Raw genomic sequence first — 18,956 nt, 5'->3', positions numbered from 1 at the left:
GCGCAGCGAAATGCGGGAAGCCGCAAGGCAGGAATTCCGGATTTCGCTTCGCTCATCCGTCTTAGGGCTCTGCCCGGAACAGCAAACACGCATCGCCATACGAATAGAACCGGTAGCCGCTCCCGATGGCGTGCGCATAGGCTCGCTTCATCGTCTCCAGACCCGCAAACGCTGACACCAGCATGAACAGCGTCGACTTCGGCAGGTGGAAATTGGTCAACAAAATATCGACCGCGCGAAAGCGATAGCCGGGGGTGATGAAGATCGAGGTCTCCGCCGCGAATGGCAGAATGGTGCCATCCTCGCTTGCCGCGCTCTCGAGCAGGCGCAACGACGTGGTGCCGACGGCGATGATGCGGCCGCCGTTCTTGCGCGCGGTGTTGAGCCGCTCCGCCGTCTCGGCCGAGATCGTCCCCCACTCGGCATGCATCTTGTGGCTCTCGGTATCGTCCACCTTGACCGGCAGGAACGTCCCTGCCCCGACATGCAGCGTCACGCGGTTGATGCCGACGCCGTGCTCGCGCAGCACCTGCTCCAGCGCGGGCGTAAAATGCAGCCCGGCGGTCGGCGCGGCGACGGCGCCTTCGTTCGCCGCGAACATCGTCTGGTAGTCGGCAAGATCCTGGTCATCAGGCGTACGCTTGGAGGCGATATAGGGCGGCAGCGGCGGGCTGCCGAGATCGGCAATGGCCTGGTCGAGCGTGGGCCCGTGGAACGAGAACGACAGCGTCACCTCGCCTTCGCTGCCCTTGGCCTCGACCTCGGCGTCGAGATGGCCGAGCAGGCAGACCTTGCCTTCATTGCCGAAGCGGATGCGGTCGCCGGCTGTGAGCTTCTTCGCCGGCTTGACCAGCGCCTGCCAGCGCGAGCCGTCGAGACGCTTGATCAGTGTCGCCTCGATCTTCGGCTCGGTCTCGCGGCCGATGCGGCGGCCCTTGAGCTGCGCCGCGATCACCTTGGTGTCGTTGACGACGAGCTGATCGCCCGGCTTCAGCGATTGCGGCAGGTCGGAAATGGTCTGGTCGCGCAACGCGCCATTCTCGACGACCAGCATCTTCGCGGAGTCGCGCGGGCTCGCCGGACGCAACGCGATACGCTCGGGCGGCAGGTCGAAATCGAAGAGATCGGTGCGCATGTCGAGTTCAGCGCCGCACAGTCAGACCCTCATGGTGAGGAGGCGCGTAGCGCCGTCTCGAACCATGAAGGCCAAACTGCAGCAGCGGCCTTCATCCTTCGAGACGCGCGTTCCGCGCTCCTCAGGATGAGGATCGAGCACTTATTCCTTGTCCGCGGCCATCCGCGCCTTGACGATCTTGTCGGGGTTCTGCACCGGCTCGCCGCGCTTGATCTTGTCGACGTTCTCCATGCCCTCGGTGACTTTGCCCCACACCGTGTACTGGTTATCGAGGAAGCGGGCGTCGTCGAAGCAGATGAAGAATTGGCTGTCGCCGGAGTCGGGATTGGCGGCGCGGGCCATCGAGGCGGTGCCGCGCACATGCGGCTCCTTGTTGAACTCGGCCTTCAGCTTCTTGCCGGAGCCGCCGGTGCCGGTGCCCTGCGGGCAGCCGGTCTGCGCCATGAAGCCGTCGATCACGCGATGGAACACGATGCCGTCGTAAAAGCCCTCGCGGACCAGCTCCTTGATGCGCGCGACGTGGCCGGGCGCCAGATCAGGCCGCATCTCGATGGTGACGGGGCCCTGCGTGGTCTCGAGGATCAGGGTGTTTTCGGTGACGCTCATGCTCGTCTCTCTTGCGTTGGGGGTGAAGTCTTCCGGCTGCGGAACTGGATTGCGAATGGACGCCCTGCGGCGGCGCCGGCCATTGCATCGGTAAATGGCATCGGCGTGCAGCGTTGCAACGCTTCCATCACCGCGATCCGGTATTGCAGCCGGTCATCGTCGGAGGCTTCCGCGGATTCATAGGTAATCCTCGGATGGCCCAGAATGTTTCCGGCCCGGTTAAAGCTCACGACGACGGTGATGTCGAGTGGGCGCGCCTTGGCCGGCGGTGGCGGCTTCCAGCAGGTGCGCAGATGCCGGAAAACGTCCTGGATGGTGTTGACCTGCGCATCCGCGGCGGCCGCACTGGGAATGCCGAGCTGCAGCATCGCGGCAACCAGCAGGAGCTTGCCACCGCGGCGCGCCATCGGCCTCTCCTATTTGATGTCGGATGCGACCTGCACCTTCACCATCTTGTCGGGATCGGTGACGGTGCCGCTCGGCGAGCCGGGCGGTGCCTTCTTCAGCTTGTCGACGACCTCCATGCCCTGCACGACCTCGCCGATCACCGTGTACTGGTTATCAAGACTGCCACCGTCGGCGAACATGATGAAGAATTGCGAGTTGGCGCTGTCGACGCTGTCGCCGCGCCGCGCCATCCCGACGATGCCGCGCGCAAAATGCACCTTGGAGAATTCCTGCTTCAGGTTCGGATATTTCGACCCGCCGGTCCCGTTGCCATTCTGGCCGTCGCCGGTCTGCGCCATGAACCCGTCCATCACCCGATGAAACGGGACGTTGTTGTAGAAGCCTTCACGTGCGAGCTGCTTGATGCGCTCGGCATGCTGGGGCGCGATGTCGGTCCTGAGCTTGATGACGATGCGGCCCTTGGTGCTGTCAATGACGATGGCGTTGGCCTTGTCGAGGTTCGCCGGCAATTGCTGCGCCACCGCCGGCGCCGCGAACACGAGCGCGGCAAGAACTGCGAGAATTCGGATCATGACAACTCCGGATCAGATGAGGAAGAAGCGCGCGGTTATCAGGCGAATTTTGCCTTGAGCAGGCTTGCTACGAGCGGCGGGACGAAGGCCGAAACGTCTCCGCCCATACCGGCGATCTGGCGCACCAAAGTGGCGGTGATCGGGCGAACCATGGGAGAGGCCGGCAGGAACACCGTATGCACCTCCGGCGCCATGGCCTCGTTCATGCCGGCAAGCTGCATCTCGTAATCGAGGTCGCTGCCGTCGCGCAGGCCCCGGATCATGATGGTCGCGCCGTGCTTGCGCGCCGAGGTGACCGACAGATCGTCAAAGGTCACGGCTTCGAGCACGCAACCGGCCTGGGCCGCCACCGGCCCGCAGACGTCGTGCAGCATCTTCAGCCGCTCCTCGGTCGAGAACAGCGGCTTCTTGCCGGGGTGGACTCCAATTGCGACAACCAGCCTGTCGCACAGCGACACGCTGTGCCGGACCACGTCCAGATGGCCGTTGGTGATGGGGTCGAAGGAACCGGGATAGAAGGCGATGCGCGGCATGGCCTCCTCCTACCGCGCCCGGCCCGGGGCGGCAAGTCGGGCGGGTTCCCTGCCGTTCTTTCCGCAAAACCATGTCGGAATCCCTCGAATTGTTTCGTCCTGGGGGCGGCCACGAAACAAAGGGCGCATCAACGAAACCATTTCCCGCTCCGGCGAAGACGTCTGGAAACTGGCCATGGTTACCAATCCGGCCAACGAATGACGGGCCGCACACAAGGCGCAGCGGCCGCATCACAGGGGACTGTCAATGATCAAGGCTCTTTCGGCGATCGCCATCTCAGCATGTGCTGCCGCCGCCCTCACCCTGCTGCCCGGCTTCGCCCCGACCGTCGAAGCCAGCGTGCCGCAGCCGCTGGCCAAGAGCGACCGGCTCGACATCCGCAGCATCGGCAAGGACTGCTCGCAGCAGGCCTGGCCGAACTTCGAAGCCTCGTGCCTGCGCCGCGCCGGCACCAAGGCCAATGTCCGTGAGGCACGCCTCGTGACCGCCGATCGGACCCCTTAGTCGGACCTGTCAGTTTCACGTCAGCCAAAGCGCGATGAGATCAGGATGAATCGTCATCGCGCGTTAGGTTGTTGTTTGAGCATGATCTTTTCGAAAAACCGCTGGGCACTTTTCGGGATCATGCGCTAGCCCGCTATAGACCGACCCAATACAAACCCCATGGATATTTGCAACGTCTCGTCGCAGACTGCCTGATGCTCGCGCCCGCCGGAATGATCCGTCGGGCGCGATTCCCATCGGGGGTCGCCATTGTCCAGTACGCCCGCAGTCGCTTCCGGCCATCATCCCGATCCGCTGCCGCTTGCTATGACCATGGGCGCCCTTGGGGTGGTCTATGGCGATATCGGCACCAGTCCCCTCTACGCCCTGAAGGAAGCCGCCAAGGCGGCTGCCCATGGCGGCACGTTAAGCCACGATGCTGTCCTGGGGGTTGCCTCACTGATCCTCTGGGCACTGCTGCTCATCATTTCGCTCAAATATGCGTTGTTGATCCTGCGCGCGGACAATCGCGGCGAAGGCGGGATCGTCGCGCTGCTAGCGCTGCTGCACGCCCGCAATGCCCAGCCTGGCACCTGGCGGGCGCATCTGCTGGTCGTCGGCCTCGTCGGCGCCGCCCTGCTCTATGGCGACGGCGCGATCACCCCCGCGATCTCCGTGCTCAGCGCCATCGAAGGCCTCAAGGTCGACGCCCCCTCGCTTGCGCCCGTCGTCGTGCCCGTCACCATCGCGATCCTGATCGGCCTGTTCATGATGCAGAAGCAGGGCACCGGCTTCATCGGCCGCATCTTCGGCCCGGTGATGCTGGCCTGGTTCGTCGTGCTTGCCGCGCTTGGCATCTACGGCATTGTCAAGGCGCCCGCGGTGCTGGCGGCGCTGAGCCCGCTCTATGCCTTCGACTTCCTGATCCACCAGGATTTCCATATCTCCTTCGGAATCCTCGGCGCCGCTTTCCTCGCGGTGACCGGGGGCGAAGCCATGTACGCCGACATGGGGCATTTCGGCCGCTTCCCGATCCGGCTCGCCTGGTTCGCAATCTGCCTGCCCGCGCTGGTGCTGAACTATTTCGGTCAGGCCGCGCTCCTGATCACCGATCCCGCCATGATCGAGAATCCGTTTTTCCAGCTCTGCCCCGACGCCCTGCACTATCCGCTGGTGGCCTTCTCCGCGGTTGCGACCGTGATCGCCTCGCAGGCGATCATCTCCGGCGTGTTCTCGCTGACCCAGCAGTCGATCCAGCTCGGCTTCCTGCCGCGCATGCTTATCCGCCACACCACGAGCGCTGCAATCGGCCAGATCTACGTGCCGCTGGTGAACTGGTTGCTGGCCGCCGCAACGTTGGGAGCGGTCCTGAGCTTCGGGACGTCGGACGCGCTCGCCGGCGCCTACGGCATCGCGGTGTCGCTGCTGATGGCAATCACCACGCTGCTCGCGGCCCTGGTGGCGATCCAATGGGGATATTCGCCCTGGCTCGTGGTGGCCGTGAACGGCACCTTCTTCGTGATCGACGTGATCTTCTTCTCCGCCAATTCGATCAAGCTGTTCGAGGGCGGCTGGTTTCCCCTGCTGCTCGCCGGCCTCGTCGCCTTCCTGATGCTGACCTGGCGCGCCGGCGTGAAGCTGGTCGAGGCGGCGCGGGCGAAGCTGCGCCAGCCGGAGGAAGACCTGATCGAGACCGCGGTCAACAAATGCCGCGCCAGGCTGCCGGGGACTGCCGTGTTCCTGGCCTCCGCGCCGCGCGGCGTGCCGCTGGCGCTGACCCAGTTCGTCAAGCACAACCGCGTGCTGCACGAACGCGTGCTGCTCGTCACCGTGCTGATCGAGGAGTCCCCGCACATTCCCGACCAAGAACGGGCCGAGGTGATCGAGATCATTCCCGGCATCACCCGCGTGATCCTGCATTACGGCTTCATGCAGAACCCGACGATCTATGAAGGATTGGGGTTCGTCGGGCGCCTGGGCAAGCTGCCCGGCATCGATCTCTCCGACGTCACCTACTATGTCGGCCGCGAGACCATCATCCCGCGCGAGGACGTGCCGGGCATGTGGGTCTGGCGCGAAAGCGTGTTCGCTTTCCTCCAGCGCAATGCCGAACGCTCGGCCGCGTTCTTCGGCGTGCCGACCAAGCAGGTGGTGGAGTTCGGGACCGAGCTGGAGATTTAGCGCGCAAATGCGCAGTCCGGATGGGGTGCAAGCGTAATCCGCGATTCCGAACGTTCGGCAACATGCGGTCCCGGATTGTGCCTTTGGCCGGCGCTTGGCACCGACTTCCTGCTCCATCTGCGCTACACGTTACTCCCCATTCGCGCCGTTGCTCTCCGCCTCTTCCGTGATGTGCTCGACCGAGACGACGTGCTCGTCCTCGGCGGTGTCGAACACGATCACGCCCTGGGTCGAGCGGCCGGCGATGCGGATGCCCTCGACCGGGCAGCGGATCAGCTGGCCCTTGTCGGTGACCAGCATGATCTGGTCGGCATCTTCCACCGGGAATGAGGCCACGAGGTTGCCGTTGCGGTTGTTGACGCTCATGGCGACGATGCCTTTGCCGCCGCGTCCCGTGGTGCGGTACTCGTAGGACGAGGTGCGCTTGCCATAGCCATTGACCGAGACGGTGAGCACGACCTGCTCCTGCGCCGACATCTCGGCGTAACGCTCCTGGGCAAGCTGGAAGCTGCCGGAGGTCTCCTCGGCCTCTCCGTCCGCGGCGGTCTCCTCAGTCGCGGCTTCGCCGGCGACCGCACGGCGCATTTTCAGGTACGCCGAGCGCTCGTCCGATGTGGTCTCGACATGGCGCAGGATCGCCAGCGAAATCACCTTGTCGCCCTCACCAAGCGCAATACCGCGCACGCCCATCGAGGTGCGCCCGGTGAACACGCGCACATCGGTGACGGGAAAACGGATGCACTGGCCGCCAGCGGCGGTCAGCAGCACGTCGTCGCGCTCAGTGCAGATCTGCACGTCGACGATCGCCTCGTTGTCGTCGAGCTTCATGGCGATGATGCCGGAGCGGCGGACATCGACGAAGTCGGACAGCTTGTTGCGCCGCACGTTGCCGCCTGTGGTGGCGAACATCACGTCGAGATTGCCCCAGGTCGATTCATCCTCGGGCAGCGGCATGATGGTGGTGATGCGCTCGCCCTGCTCCAATGGCAGGATGTTGATCAGCGCCTTGCCGCGCGCGTTCGGCGCAGCCATCGGCAGGCGCCAGACCTTTTCCTTGTAGACCTGGCCGCGTGAGGAGAAGAACAGCACCGGCGTGTGCGTAGAGGCGACGAACAGGCGGCTGACGAAATCCTCGTCGCGGGTCTGCATGCCGGCACGGCCCTTGCCGCCGCGGCGCTGCGCCCGGTAGGCCGACAGCGGCACGCGCTTGACGTAGCCGGCGTGGGAGACGGTGACGACCATGTCCTCGCGCTGGATCAGGTCCTCGTCCTCGACCTCGCCTTCCTGCTCCATGATCACGGTGCGGCGCGGCGTGGCGAACTCGGCCTTCACCTCGGCAAGCTCGGTCCTGATGATGTCGAGGATACGGGCGCGCGAGCGCAGGATCTCGAGATAGTCGCCGATCTCGCCGGCAAGTTTTGACAGCTCGTCGCCGATCTCGTCGCGGCCAAGCGCAGTGAGCCGCGCCAGACGCAATTCCAGAATGGCCTTGGCCTGATCCAGCGACAGGCGGATGGTGCCGTCCTCGTTGATGCGGTGGCGCGGATCGTCGATCAGCGTAATGATGTCCTCGACGTCGCGCGCCGGCCAGTCCCGCGTCATCAGGGTGTCGCGCGCAGCCGCTGGCGTCGGCGAGGTGCGGATCACCTTGATGATCTCGTCGATGTTGGCGACCGCGATGGCGAGGCCGACCTGCTCATGCGCGCGCTCGCGCGCCTTGCGCAGCTTGTACTTGGTCCGGCGCGTGACGACCTGCTCCCGGAAGCCGACGAAGATCGTCAGCATGTCCTTCAGGTTCATCGTCTGCGGACGGCCGGAATCGAGCGCGACGGCGTTGACGCCGAAGCTGGTCTGGAGCGGCGTGAACTTGTAGAGCTGATTCAGCACCACGTCGGGCATGGCATCACGCTTGAGCTCGACGACGACGCGGTAGCCATCGCGGTCGGACTCGTCGCGCAGGTCGGAGATGCCCTCGATCTTCTTTTCCTTGTAGAGCTCGGCGATGCGCTCGACCATCGTCGCCTTATTCACCTGATACGGGATCTCGGTGATGACGATCGCCTCGCGCTCCTTCCGGATCGTCTCGAAGGCGACCTTGCCACGCATCACGATGGAGCCACGGCCGAGATGGTAGGCGCTGCGGATGCCCTGGCGGCCGAGAATGATGCCGCCGGTCGGAAAGTCCGGGCCCGGGATGATGTTGTTGAGCTCGTCGATGGTGAGCGAAGGATTGTCGATCAACGCTAGGCAGGCGTCGATGACCTCGCCGAGATTGTGCGGCGGAATGTTGGTGGCCATGCCGACGGCGATGCCGCCGGCGCCGTTGACCAGCAGGTTAGGGAACCGTGCCGGCAGAACCACCGGTTCTTTGCTCGAGCCGTCGTAATTGTCCTGAAAGTCGACGGTCTCGTTGTCGATGTCGTCGAGCAGCTTCAGCGCGATCTTGGTTAGGCGCGACTCGGTGTAGCGCATCGCCGCTGGCGGATCGCCGTCGACCGAGCCGAAATTGCCCTGCCCGTCCACCAGCAATTCGCGCATCGAAAAAGGCTGCGCCATGCGCACCAGCGCGTCGTAGATCGCCTGGTCACCATGCGGATGGTATTGGCCCATGACGTCGCCGACGATACCGGCCGACTTCTTGTGCTTCTTGTCCGGCGTATAGCCTTCCTCGTTCATCGAGAACAGGATGCGGCGATGCACCGGCTTCAGGCCGTCGCGCGCGTCGGGCAGCGCGCGCGACACGATCACGCTCATGGCGTAATCGAGGTAGGACTTCTTCATCTCGTCGAGGATGGAGACGGGGCGAATGTCCGAGGGTTGCGCCGGCTGGTTGCCGGGCTTGTTATCGTCGTCAGCCAAGGGGAAATCCGGTGAGGTTTTATCTGGGAATCATATAGCGCATCGGGGCCGCGATAACTACCCTCGCGAAGGTCAGGGCAAGCGATTTTTCCGCCTATTTTTCCAACAACTTAAGCCCTTCAGAGCCCTGCTCCCGAGAGGCGCGAAATCGGCCTTCCGAAATGGCCTCCATCGCCTGAAGATCGCGCTGCGAGTGCCCTTTCAGAATATTTGCCATGGCGCAATCCAAGCTCACGTCAAACATGAAGCGGGCCCGGAAAATCCGAGCCCACCCCGCCGATGAACAGGAATTGCTGACACGACACACCAGGCGGAGCCCGATCGGGCAATGCGCCTCGGCCGCGTGATCCGTGTTCTCAGAACGGGATATCGTCGTCCATGTCGCTGTTGCGGGCACCGCCAGCGGCAACGGGACGGCGAGGCGCGCTGCTTACGGGACCGGACGAGCCGAAGTCGCCGCTGGGTTCGTCGCCGAAGCTGCCACTGCCTCCGCCGCGACCGTCGAGCATCGTCAGGGTCGAGTTGAAGCCCTGGAGCACGACTTCGGTCGAGTACTTCTCGACGCCGCTCTGGTCAGTCCATTTGCGGGTCTGGAGCGCGCCCTCGATGTAAACCTTGGCGCCCTTCTTCAGGTACTGCTCGGCGACCTTGCACAGCCCTTCATTGAAGATCACGACGCGATGCCATTCGGTCTTTTCCTTGCGCTCGCCGGTGTTCTTGTCGCGCCAGGTCTCAGAGGTGGCGATGCTCAAATTGGCAATCGGTCGCCCGTCCTGGGTGCGGCGGATTTCGGGATCCTTGCCGAGATTTCCAACCAGAATGACCTTGTTGACGCTTCCCGCCATCGCCGCTCTCCACTCCAATGCCACTGAATTTCAAAGGCCGAGTCCGCTCTGTGCGTTCCTCCGCCGCCCGTTGAGGCGACCCTATACGCTTGCGGGCGCCGCTCAGCCCATCACCCCTCGGGTTATCCCCACATATAGCACCGCCATTGGCTTCGTTCCAGATTTGTTCTTTGAGACAATCCGAGGCGGACATCGATGGTGGTGATGAAGGCAGCCGCTCGATGGAACTTTTTTGGGTTCCCGCGAAAGGCGGAACCGCTTAACATTCATCAAGTTGCGCTTGGCTCAATCGGTCCGCGAGTGTGGCATTTCGGAGACGGACTTTGCCGGTTTCGTAGGCTAGGGTTGCCTCGGAATTAGTTCATATGGGCGTCGCGCCTTAATTAGCCGCTTCGGGGAGTTCGAGAAGCGGTCGAAACTGGGGAGACTGCAATGAATAGGATTCTGTTTAGTGCAATCGGTGCAATGGCGCTGGGCCTCTCGGCTCCCGCAAGCGCGGCAGATCTCGCTGCGCGCCCATACACCAAGGCTCCGGCTCCTGCCGTTGCCGCGATCTACGACTGGAGCGGCTTCTACATCGGTATCAACGGCGGCGGTGGTTCGAGCCACAAGTGCTGGGATTTTGTGACGCCTGTTACCGGCACTCTGGTTGGCGAAGGCTGCCACAACGCGACGGGCGGCACGGTCGGTGGCCAGATTGGCTATCGCTGGCAGTCGACCAATTGGGTGTTCGGCTTCGAGGGCCAGGGCAACTGGGCTGACTTTTCTGGCGACAACGTGAGCACCCTCTTCCCTGGCACCGCTTTGGTCACCGGTGATCGTAACCGCTCTCGCATCGACAGTTTTGGCCTGATCACTGGCCAGGTCGGCTATGCCTGGAACAATGTGCTGTTCTATGTGAAGGGCGGCGCCGCTGTGGTCGGGGACAAGTACGACGTCTATGCCGCCGCAGGCACTCCGGGCGCTGGCACGCTGCTGGCATCGGCACGTGAAACCCGCTGGGGTGGTACGGTGGGTGCCGGTCTGGAATTCGGATTCGCACCAAACTGGTCGGTCGGCGTCGAATACGACCACATTTTCCTCGGCCACCGCACGATCGGCTTTACCACGCCGGCGGGCGTTGTGTTCGGGAGCGACCGAATTGGCCAAGATGTCGACATCGGTCTCGTCCGGCTGAATTACCGCTTTGGCGGCCCGCTGGTCGCGAGGTACTGATCGCTCTGATTTCGTTCAACGATTAAAGGCCGGCCTCGTGCCGGCCTTTTTCGTTTTATCCAAAGCAGACGGTCGGATAAGTCAGTGATCAAGACGTTTTGTGGCTGTTGTGGCTTTTCGGAGACACAACTTGCGGCTTTAGTGGTGTAAGCACGGCATTAGTTGGGCCGTTGAGTCCGCTGCCTTCGGCATGGAAGGCGACAACAGAAACTGGGACTGGGATTAGTTGAAAATGAAAAAGGTTTTGTTGGCTTCGGCCTGCTTGTTCGCTCTCGCTGCTCCGGCTTCAGCCGCTGACCTCGCAGCGCGCCCCTATATCAAGGCCCCGATCGCTCCGGCCGCTGTCTACAACTGGACCGGCTTCTACCTCGGCGTCGTCGGCGGCGGCGCTTGGGAAAACGCGTCCGACCCGCGGATGCAGGGTGGCTTCGTCGGTGGCACCGCCGGCTACAACTGGCAGACCGGCAACGTCGTGTTCGGCATCGAGGCGGATGGCGCCTGGGCTGACGTGAGCGCTTCGGCGACCGCTCTTGGCATCACTGTCGCCTCCAAGACCGATGCGCTCGGCACCGTGCGCGGCCGAATCGGCTGGGCCGTCAACAACGTCCTGTTCTACGGCACCGGCGGCTACGCCTGGATCGACAACAAGATCACCGTCAGCGCCCTCGGCGTGAGCGTCTCCGACAGCAAGTGGCATTCCGGCTGGACCGTCGGTGCGGGCGTCGAAGCTTTCTTCGCTCCGCAGTGGTCGGTCAAGGGCGAGTACCTCTATCGCAGCCTCGGCAGCGAGAACTACTTCTCTAACCTTGGCGCTCCGCTGGCCTCCGGCACGATCAACTTCCACACCGTGCAGGTCGGCGTGAACTATCACTTCGGGGGCCCGGTGGTCGCCAAGTACTGAGCTGAGTACTGATCACTATCGACGTCACATCGTCACGAAAGGCCGGCCTCGCGCCGGCCTTTTTGTTTACGGGTCGTTCCGCGCAGTTCCGCTCGCGCCTGCTGCTGCCAGATGCCGCCAGCCCGCCAACAATCCGTTGACGATTCGCACGTGCCACTGGAAATCCGCTCGCGTTCTTCCTACGTTCGCTGACATACCCATCGGCGCCGATCCCGGTTCCGGGCGAAGCGCGCCTTTTACATTGGCGCGATCGCGCGTCTTTGGGATTCCTTGAGGACCAGCGGGATGGACGAAGTGATCAAGGCCAAGCGCCAACAACAGAACGCGGGCTCAAGCCTGCGCGCGATTACGATCCGTGGCGCGCGCGAGCACAACCTCAAGAACATCGACGTCGAGATTCCCCGCGACAAGCTGGTGGTGTTCACGGGGCTGTCGGGCTCCGGCAAATCCTCACTCGCCTTCGACACCATCTACGCCGAAGGCCAGCGCCGCTACGTCGAATCGCTGTCGGCCTATGCGCGCCAATTCCTCGAGATGATGCAGAAGCCCGACGTCGATCAGATCGACGGGCTATCGCCGGCGATCTCGATCGAGCAGAAGACGACCTCGAAGAATCCGCGCTCCACGGTCGGCACCGTCACTGAGATCTACGACTACATGCGCCTGCTCTGGGCGCGGGTCGGCGTGCCCTATTCGCCGGCCACCGGCCTGCCGATCGAGAGCCAGACCGTCTCGCAGATGGTCGACCGCGTGCTGGCGTTGCCGGAAGGCACGCGCCTCTATCTGCTCGCTCCGGTCGTGCGCGGCCGCAAGGGCGAGTACCGCAAAGAGCTCGCCGAATGGCTCAAGAAGGGTTTTCAGCGCGTCAAGATCGACGGCACCTTCTACGAGCTGGCGGAGGCGCCGACGCTCGACAAGAAATTCCCGCACGACATCGACGTCGTGGTCGACCGGATCGTGGTGCGCGCCGACATCGGCCAGCGTCTCGCCGAGAGCTTTGAGACCGCGCTGAAGCTCGCCGAAGGCCTTGCCGTCGTCGAATTCGCCGACGCGCCGGCGGCCGCACCCGCGGAAGAGAAAAAAAAGACCGCGAAGATCCACGACAAGAGCGGGCCCGAGCGCATCCTGTTCTCGGAAAAATTCGCCTGCCCGGTCTCCGGCTTCACCATCCCCGAGGTCGAGCCGAGACTCTTTTCCTTCAACAATCCCTACGGCGCCTGCCCCGCCTGCGGCGGGCTCGGCGTCGAGCAGCATGTCGACGAGGATCTCGTCATCCCCGAGAAGGATCTGACGCTGCGCAAGGGTGCGATCGCGCCCTGGGCCAAGTCATCATCGCCCTATTACGTGCAGACGCTGAACGCGCTCGGCAAGCACTACAAGTTCACGCTCGACACCAAGTGGAAGGACCTGCCCAAGAAGACGCAAAACGCGCTTCTCTACGGCTCCGGCGAGGATGAGATCAAGTTCTCCTATGAAGACGGCGTGCGCTCCTACGACACCAAAAAACCGTTCGAGGGCGTCATCACCAACATCAACCGCCGCTATCGCGAGACCGAGAGCGAGTGGGCGCGCGAGGAGCTGGCGAAATATTTCCATGACGTCCCCTGCGAGGCGTGCCACGGGTTTCGGCTCAAGCCCGAGGCGCTCTGCGTCAAGATCGGCGGCAAGCATATCGGCGAGATCTCGGAGCTGTCGGTCAGGAAGGCCGGCGAATGGTTCGAGACCGTGCCTGATGCGCTCAACGCGCAGCAGAACGAGATCGCCGGGCGCATCCTGAAGGAAATTCGCGAGCGCCTCACCTTCCTGCTCGACGTCGGCCTCAACTATCTCACTTTGTCCCGCTCCTCCGGCACGCTGTCCGGCGGCGAGAGCCAGCGCATCCGCCTGGCTTCGCAGATCGGCTCGGGCCTGACCGGCGTGCTCTACGTGCTCGACGAGCCCTCGATCGGGCTGCACCAGCGCGACAACGCCCGTCTGCTCGATACGCTCAAGCGCCTGCGCGACCTCGGCAACACCGTGGTCGTGGTCGAGCATGACGAGGACGCGATCCGGCTGGCCGATTACGTGCTCGACATCGGCCCCGGCGCCGGCATGCACGGCGGCCACATCGTCGCCGAGGGCACGCCCGCGGAGATCATGCGCAATCCGAAATCGCTGACTGGCAAGTACCTGACCGGCGAGCTCGAAGTCGAGGTGCCGGAGCGGCGCCCACCGAACCATCGCCGCACCATCAAGGTAGTCAATGCGCGCGGCAATAACCTCAAGAACGTCACTGCCGAGATTCCGCTCGGCCTGTTCACGTGCGTGACCGGCGTCTCCGGCGGCGGCAAGTCGACGCTGCTGATCGACACGCTCTATCGTGCCATCGCCCGCAAGCTGAACAATGCCAGCGAAGGCGCAGCGCCGCACGACCGCATCGAGGGCCTCGAGCACATCGATAAGATCATCGACATCGACCAGTCGCCGATCGGCCGCACCCCGCGTTCGAATCCCGCGACCTATACCGGCGCCTTCACGCCGATCCGCGAATGGTTCGCCGGCCTGCCCGAGGCCAAAGCGCGCGGCTACGAGCCCGGCCGCTTCTCCTTCAACGTCAAGGGCGGCCGCTGCGAGGCCTGCCAGGGCGACGGCGTCATCAAGATCGAGATGCACTTTTTGCCCGACGTCTACGTCACCTGCGACGTCTGCAAGGGCAAGCGTTACAATCGCGAGACGCTGGAGGTGCTGTTCAAGGGCAAGAGCATCGCCGACGTGCTCGACATGACCGTGGAGGAGGCCGCCGAGTTCTTCAAGGCGGTGCCGCGCGTACGCGAGACCTTCAACACGCTGCACCGCGTCGGACTCGACTACATCCACGTCGGCCAGCAGGCCACCACGCTGTCCGGCGGCGAAGCCCAGCGCGTCAAGCTGGCAAAAGAGCTGTCGAAGCGCGCCACCGGGCGCACGCTGTACATCCTGGACGAGCCCACCACCGGCCTGCACTTCCACGACGTCAAGAAGCTGCTGGAGGTGCTGCACGAGCTGGTCGCACAGGGTAACACCGTCGTCGTCATCGAGCACAATCTCGAGGTCATCAAGACCGCCGACTGGGTCATCGATCTCGGCCCCGAAGGCGGGGACGGCGGCGGCGAGATCGTGGCCTGGGGCCCGCCGGAAGACATCGCCAAGGCACCGCGGAGCTATACCGGCAAGTTCCTGGAGCCGGTGCTGAAGAAGGCAAGCAAGCCGAAGCGCGGGAGGACGAGCGAGGCGGCGGAGTGACGCCGCCTCGCAGCCGTGATCAAATTTCCCGGAAATGACTCGGACCAGTCGGACGCGCGTTCGTTAGGACGCATCTCAAGTGGCGCCTCGGGCAACAATCTGTGGTTCAGTTGAAGGTTGATGCTATATTTTTCTGACTTCGCCTGCAGGAGGTTAGATTGAGCGACGCAACCGCCTCATCCAGCTTTAGCTTTGAATTCATAATTTCTAGAGAAGAAGATAGATTCTTCAGAAGACTTGCGAAAGCCAACCTGAAGGCCCTCATCGATTGGCGTAGCCAAATGACCTTGGCGTTGACCATTTATGCCTTCATGATCGTGGCAAGCTATATCGCCTTACGTCAGGAATGGCTGACGCCGCCCGCCGTGTTTGCCGCGATACTGTGCTTAGTAGTGGGACAGCTCTACATGTATTTTGTCTCGAGCTGGATTTCTCGCCAAATATTCGAGAAACTCTTTGAGTTGGATCGTCTCAGTCAGAAGACATGGCACGTTATTTTTGACGACTTCTCGATCGTCGCCAGAGGTCCGAACACCGAGAGCCGGATGTCTTGGGATGAGATTGCGACGATTCAAGACAGCCCAGTCATGGTCGCATTCTGGTACCATGCGAGACAGGGGTTTTTCATCCCGGCACGAGTCATTGGTGACTCCTCCGCGCGCGCGGTCTTCGTAGAATGGGCCGGGGAGCGCTTGCGCCGCCCTGCCATTGCGGCGGACGCCACCAAGCCCACCAAATTGTTCCCAACACCCGCCCGAAGCTAGCGTCCTACAGCGAGACCTTGCCAATCCAAAGATCCAAGGCCCTCGCTTTGTGACGGGCGCGCTGTGTGAAATGAACGTAAATCTCTTCCGCAGGGTTATGTTCAGACTAAAGGGCTCTGCGAACCAAAGCACCTCAGCGAGATCAATGCCCTACTCCCTCGTCATCTTCGATCTCGACGGCACGCTCGCCGACAGCTTTCCCTGGTTCCTGCGCACCATCAACGACGTCGCCGATCGCTTCGGCTTTCGCCGCGTGAAGGATGAGGACATCGAGGAGCTGCGGCATGCGTCGAGCCGCGAGATCCTCAGCCACCTCGAGGTACCCTTGTGGAAGCTGCCGGCGATCGCGCGGCATGCGCGGCGGCTGAAGGCGGAGGCAGCTAGCGAGATTTCGCTGTTTGCGGGTGTCGAGGCGATGCTGCAGGCGCTTGCCGGAAGCGGCGTGCAACTCGCGCTGGTGACCTCTGACAGCGAAGCCAGTGCGCGCGAGAAGCTCGGCGAGGCCGCGGCGCTGTTCGCGCATTTCGATTGCTCTGCATCACTGTTCGGCAAGGCTGCAAAATTCCGCCGGGTGATCCGGCGCGCGAGTGTCGAGCCTAGTAAGGTCATTTCAATCGGCGATGAGGTCCGCGACATCGAGGCGGCACGCAACGTCGGCATTGCCTGCGGTGCGGTGTGCTGGGGCTATGCGGCCCCGGCGGCGCTGCGGGCCCTGGAGCCGGACCACGTGTTTGAGCAGATGGACGAGATTGTGGGTGTGTTGTGCGGGACCCGCGGGACTCGTAGGGTGGTTAGCGAAGCGTAACCCACTGCTGTGGTCTTCCGATCCTCCGTTGCTCGCGGCTTGGTTACGCCTTCCACTATGACTCGTTGAGACATCCCGCGCGTGGTCCGGGTAACCTACCCTACGCAATCCCCTACTCCGTCCTGCGCAAAAACGCCCCGAACGCGCGCGGGCCGTCGCCGGTCTTGATCTCGCCGATCACCTTCAGATCAGTGGCATCGATGATGTTGAGCGAGTTGCTCTCCCAGCAGGCGACGATGATGCGCTTGCCGTCGGCGGTCGCGGCAATGCCTTCGGGATAATCGCCGACATTGATGCGCTTCATTGGCTTCAGAGCCGCCAGATCGAACACGCTGACGGTGCCGCCATACTGGTCGGTGACGAAGCCGCGCCCTTGCGTCAGCGCCACCGCGTAGGGCCGCATCCCGACCGGCACGCGGCCGATCTCGCGGCCTTCGGTGATGTCGATCACGGAGACGTCGTCGGATCCGACATTGGCGGTGTAGGCGCGCTTGCCCGCGGCGTCGATGGTGACGCCGAACGGACGCGTGCCGACCTTGATCATTGCTTTGCGCTGCCGCGTCGTCGTATCCACCACAGAGACGCTGTCGTCGTCGCGGTCTGCCGAGAGCAGCAGCTTGCCGTCCGGCGTTACCGCAAGGCCCGATGGTGAGGCGCCGACCGCGATGCTGGCCATGACGCTGCGCGAGGCCGTATCGATCACCCGCACCGCGGCGGCAAACCAGTCGGCGACATAGACGGTCTTGCCATCGGGCGCGACGGCAATGCCGAGCGGCCCGCCGCCGACCTCGATCCGACCCGCAACCTGCCGTGCGGCGGCGTCCACCACCGTCACCGCCTTGGCGTCGGGGCTCGTCACATAGGCAAAGCGTCCGTCCGCGCTGACGGCGACGCCCGCCGGCTTGCCGCCGATCGGAATGGTTGCAACGCTGCGCGCAGTGGCGAGGTCCACGACCATCAGATCGTCGCTGAGCTGGTTGGTGACGAACGCCTCGTCGGCGGACGCACGCGGGAGACCGGCACCGCAAAGGCTGGCGGCCAAGGCCGCCAGGACCAGCGCTCGCACCATCAGCTACCGCTCTCGATCTTCTTCTTGAGCGACTCGAGCCCGGCCCTGTACAGCCCGCTCACCGCCTTCACCGCGGCTTCGTCGCTCAGCTCCGGTGGCGGATCGTTGTTGGGATAGCCACGGTAGAATGCGCCGGCCCATTCCAGCTTCGCCTTGCCATCCGGCGCAGGCGACACCGTCAAGGTCGAGGAATAATTGGTCACCGGCAGCACCTTCACGTCGACCTTGGTGATCCGGTACGAATAGCTCAGCATGTCGGGCTCGTATTTGTAGAGCTCCTCCTCGACCGTCGGGCCGCCGGTTAGGGTCAGCGTCCGGGTCGCGCCGATCTCGTTGCCCTTCTGGCCCTCAGTCTTGGTGACGGGCGGGAGCCAGCTCATGTCCTGAAAATTGCCGATCGCCGCCCAGACCTTGGCCGGCGGCGCGCTGATCTCGATGGATTCCCGCACCTTCTGCCGTGTCGGCCCATGGGCCCAGACCGGCTCAAGAGCCACCGTCAGAGCCATCCCCGCCACCACCAGCGCCGCCACCCCGGCGATCGCCGTTCCCATCGTCATCCTCATGTCGTTTCCTCATTCATCAATCTGCGCGACTTGGAGCGCGCTGAGGTCATCGTAGCGCATTTTTAGACCGCGGGGAGACGTGTTCGTGGCGCGGTTGTGGCGGGCGTGGTGTCGAATATCCACACCATCCCTTGCGTTGCCTGACGGGCAAACACACGAGGCCAAGGTCAATGCGTTCATTCAAAATAATTTCGCTTTACTAGAATTCGGAATTATCGCATGTGTTTCGGCCACCCCAACCCGGGCCGAGGGGCGGATCGCGATCGTCACGAACGCGGGATGGGACGTGGTGGACGCGGGCAGCGCGCGCGCGATGGTTTGCAGGGTGGGTCACTCCGTGAGCGAACGCCGCGCGCCTACGACGGGTGCAGCCTGCGTACGGCAAACTCGTGTGGTCCTGGCGCCCGGGGTCTGTGCGCCAAGTCTTGCGGTGATGTGAGCGGCCCGACCGGGTCCGCGGCATCAGCCATCCGCAAGGCGACGGGGGCAATAGTGCATCGCTCCCCGGGGAGCAACTGTGTTGAAGTAGACCGGTGATCGAGCGGGCTCAAGGCTGGCGCTGCGCGCCCCCGCCTCCGGCGGCTGACGGCCTTGACCCCGCCCGCTCAACGGTCTTTAGGCTGGGCATTCGCTCGGCGGAAGCCGAGCGAGGCCGCTCACTTCGTACCGGCCGGCGTCCCATTTTTCTCCGCGCGCGATCATGACGTTGAGGATCACAATCAGCTTGCGCATGCAGGCGGTGAGCGCAACCTTCG

At 63.5% G+C, this 18,956-nt stretch carries 18 protein-coding genes; 8 read left to right on the top strand and 10 right to left on the bottom strand.

Going from position 1 to position 18,956, the window contains the following annotated elements:
* Positions 1 to 61: 61 nt before the first annotated feature.
* From queA to coaD, 5 genes are all read right to left on the bottom strand, one after another.
* Positions 62 to 1,135 (bottom strand): tRNA preQ1(34) S-adenosylmethionine ribosyltransferase-isomerase QueA, encoded by a 1,074-nt coding sequence (gene queA / locus IVA96_RS23255; RefSeq protein ID WP_247279892.1) that lies wholly within the window; start codon positions 1,133 to 1,135, stop codon positions 62 to 64.
* Positions 1,136 to 1,276: 141 nt separating this feature from the next.
* Positions 1,277 to 1,741 carry a peptidylprolyl isomerase gene (locus tag IVA96_RS23250; protein ID WP_008563933.1) on the bottom strand — a complete coding sequence of 155 codons (465 nt, stop codon included), beginning with the start codon at positions 1,739 to 1,741 and terminating at the stop codon, positions 1,277 to 1,279.
* Positions 1,738 to 2,148 carry a hypothetical protein gene (locus tag IVA96_RS23245; RefSeq protein ID WP_247279893.1) on the bottom strand — a complete coding sequence of 137 codons (411 nt, stop codon included), beginning with the start codon at positions 2,146 to 2,148 and terminating at the stop codon, positions 1,738 to 1,740. Before IVA96_RS23245 ends, IVA96_RS23250 begins: the two co-directional genes overlap by 4 nt.
* 9 nt (positions 2,149 to 2,157) lie before the next feature.
* Entirely contained in the window at positions 2,158 to 2,721 is a 564-nt protein-coding gene (locus IVA96_RS23240; protein WP_247295203.1) for a peptidylprolyl isomerase, read from the bottom strand.
* Between the two features lie 38 nt (positions 2,722 to 2,759).
* Positions 2,760 to 3,254 (bottom strand): pantetheine-phosphate adenylyltransferase, encoded by a 495-nt coding sequence (gene coaD / locus IVA96_RS23235; RefSeq protein WP_247279895.1) that lies wholly within the window; start codon positions 3,252 to 3,254, stop codon positions 2,760 to 2,762.
* Here coaD and IVA96_RS23230 point away from each other — a divergent pair.
* The 3 genes from IVA96_RS23230 to IVA96_RS23220 all read left to right on the top strand — a co-directional run bounded on the left by IVA96_RS23230 (position 3,253) and on the right by IVA96_RS23220 (position 5,919).
* Positions 3,253 to 3,456, top strand: a complete 204-nt coding sequence (locus IVA96_RS23230; RefSeq protein ID WP_247419423.1) for a hypothetical protein — start codon at positions 3,253 to 3,255, stop codon at positions 3,454 to 3,456. The two genes, coaD and IVA96_RS23230, sit on opposite strands and share 2 nt — an antisense overlap.
* 45 nt (positions 3,457 to 3,501) lie before the next feature.
* On the top strand, positions 3,502 to 3,759 hold the full coding sequence (locus tag IVA96_RS23225; protein WP_247354356.1) for a hypothetical protein: 258 nt from the start codon (positions 3,502 to 3,504) through the stop codon (positions 3,757 to 3,759).
* Positions 3,760 to 4,065: 306 nt separating this feature from the next.
* Positions 4,066 to 5,919 (top strand): KUP/HAK/KT family potassium transporter, encoded by a 1,854-nt coding sequence (locus IVA96_RS23220; RefSeq protein WP_247419702.1) that lies wholly within the window; start codon positions 4,066 to 4,068, stop codon positions 5,917 to 5,919.
* A gap of 129 nt (positions 5,920 to 6,048) precedes the next feature.
* Here IVA96_RS23220 and gyrA read toward each other — a convergent pair whose 3' ends face one another.
* The 3 genes from gyrA to IVA96_RS23210 form a co-directional block, all read right to left on the bottom strand.
* Positions 6,049 to 8,778, bottom strand: a complete 2,730-nt coding sequence (gyrA, locus tag IVA96_RS23215) for a DNA gyrase subunit A (protein ID WP_247279898.1) — start codon at positions 8,776 to 8,778, stop codon at positions 6,049 to 6,051.
* 94 nt (positions 8,779 to 8,872) lie between these two features.
* A complete protein-coding gene (locus tag IVA96_RS35640) occupies positions 8,873 to 8,995 on the bottom strand; it encodes a hypothetical protein (RefSeq protein ID WP_256464602.1) in 123 nt (40 codons plus the stop codon).
* 139 nt (positions 8,996 to 9,134) lie between these two features.
* On the bottom strand, positions 9,135 to 9,623 hold the full coding sequence (locus tag IVA96_RS23210) for a single-stranded DNA-binding protein (RefSeq protein ID WP_247419420.1): 489 nt from the start codon (positions 9,621 to 9,623) through the stop codon (positions 9,135 to 9,137).
* Positions 9,624 to 10,055: 432 nt separating this feature from the next.
* Here IVA96_RS23210 and IVA96_RS23205 point away from each other — a divergent pair, with 432 nt between their 5' ends.
* From IVA96_RS23205 to IVA96_RS23185, 5 genes are all read left to right on the top strand, one after another.
* A complete protein-coding gene (locus tag IVA96_RS23205) occupies positions 10,056 to 10,838 on the top strand; it encodes an outer membrane beta-barrel protein (protein ID WP_247419418.1) in 783 nt (260 codons plus the stop codon).
* A gap of 232 nt (positions 10,839 to 11,070) precedes the next feature.
* A complete protein-coding gene (locus tag IVA96_RS23200) occupies positions 11,071 to 11,739 on the top strand; it encodes an outer membrane protein (RefSeq protein WP_247419416.1) in 669 nt (222 codons plus the stop codon).
* Positions 11,740 to 12,024: 285 nt separating this feature from the next.
* On the top strand, positions 12,025 to 15,000 hold the full coding sequence (gene uvrA / locus IVA96_RS23195) for an excinuclease ABC subunit UvrA (protein ID WP_247279902.1): 2,976 nt from the start codon (positions 12,025 to 12,027) through the stop codon (positions 14,998 to 15,000).
* 158 nt (positions 15,001 to 15,158) lie between these two features.
* Positions 15,159 to 15,764 (top strand): hypothetical protein, encoded by a 606-nt coding sequence (locus tag IVA96_RS23190; RefSeq protein WP_247279903.1) that lies wholly within the window; start codon positions 15,159 to 15,161, stop codon positions 15,762 to 15,764.
* Between the two features lie 145 nt (positions 15,765 to 15,909).
* Positions 15,910 to 16,569, top strand: coding sequence for an HAD family hydrolase (locus tag IVA96_RS23185; protein WP_247419700.1), 660 nt, complete (start codon positions 15,910 to 15,912; stop codon positions 16,567 to 16,569).
* A 112-nt stretch (positions 16,570 to 16,681) separates the two neighbouring features.
* Here the strand turns inward: IVA96_RS23185 and IVA96_RS23180 are convergent, their stop codons facing one another.
* Together IVA96_RS23180 and IVA96_RS23175 are read right to left on the bottom strand one after the other, a co-directional pair.
* Positions 16,682 to 17,635 (bottom strand): cytochrome D1 domain-containing protein, encoded by a 954-nt coding sequence (locus IVA96_RS23180; protein ID WP_247419698.1) that lies wholly within the window; start codon positions 17,633 to 17,635, stop codon positions 16,682 to 16,684.
* Positions 17,636 to 17,637: 2 nt separating this feature from the next.
* Complete coding sequence (locus tag IVA96_RS23175) at positions 17,638 to 18,201, bottom strand: SRPBCC family protein (protein ID WP_247419414.1); 564 nt, start codon at positions 18,199 to 18,201, stop codon at positions 17,638 to 17,640.
* Positions 18,202 to 18,956: the final 755 nt, after the last annotated feature.

The organism is Bradyrhizobium sp. 159, assembly GCF_023073795.1.
GTDB lineage: Bacteria > Pseudomonadota > Alphaproteobacteria > Rhizobiales > Xanthobacteraceae > Bradyrhizobium.
The sequence above is the reverse complement of the archived record's forward strand: the minus strand, read 5'-3'. Positions and strand labels throughout refer to the sequence as shown.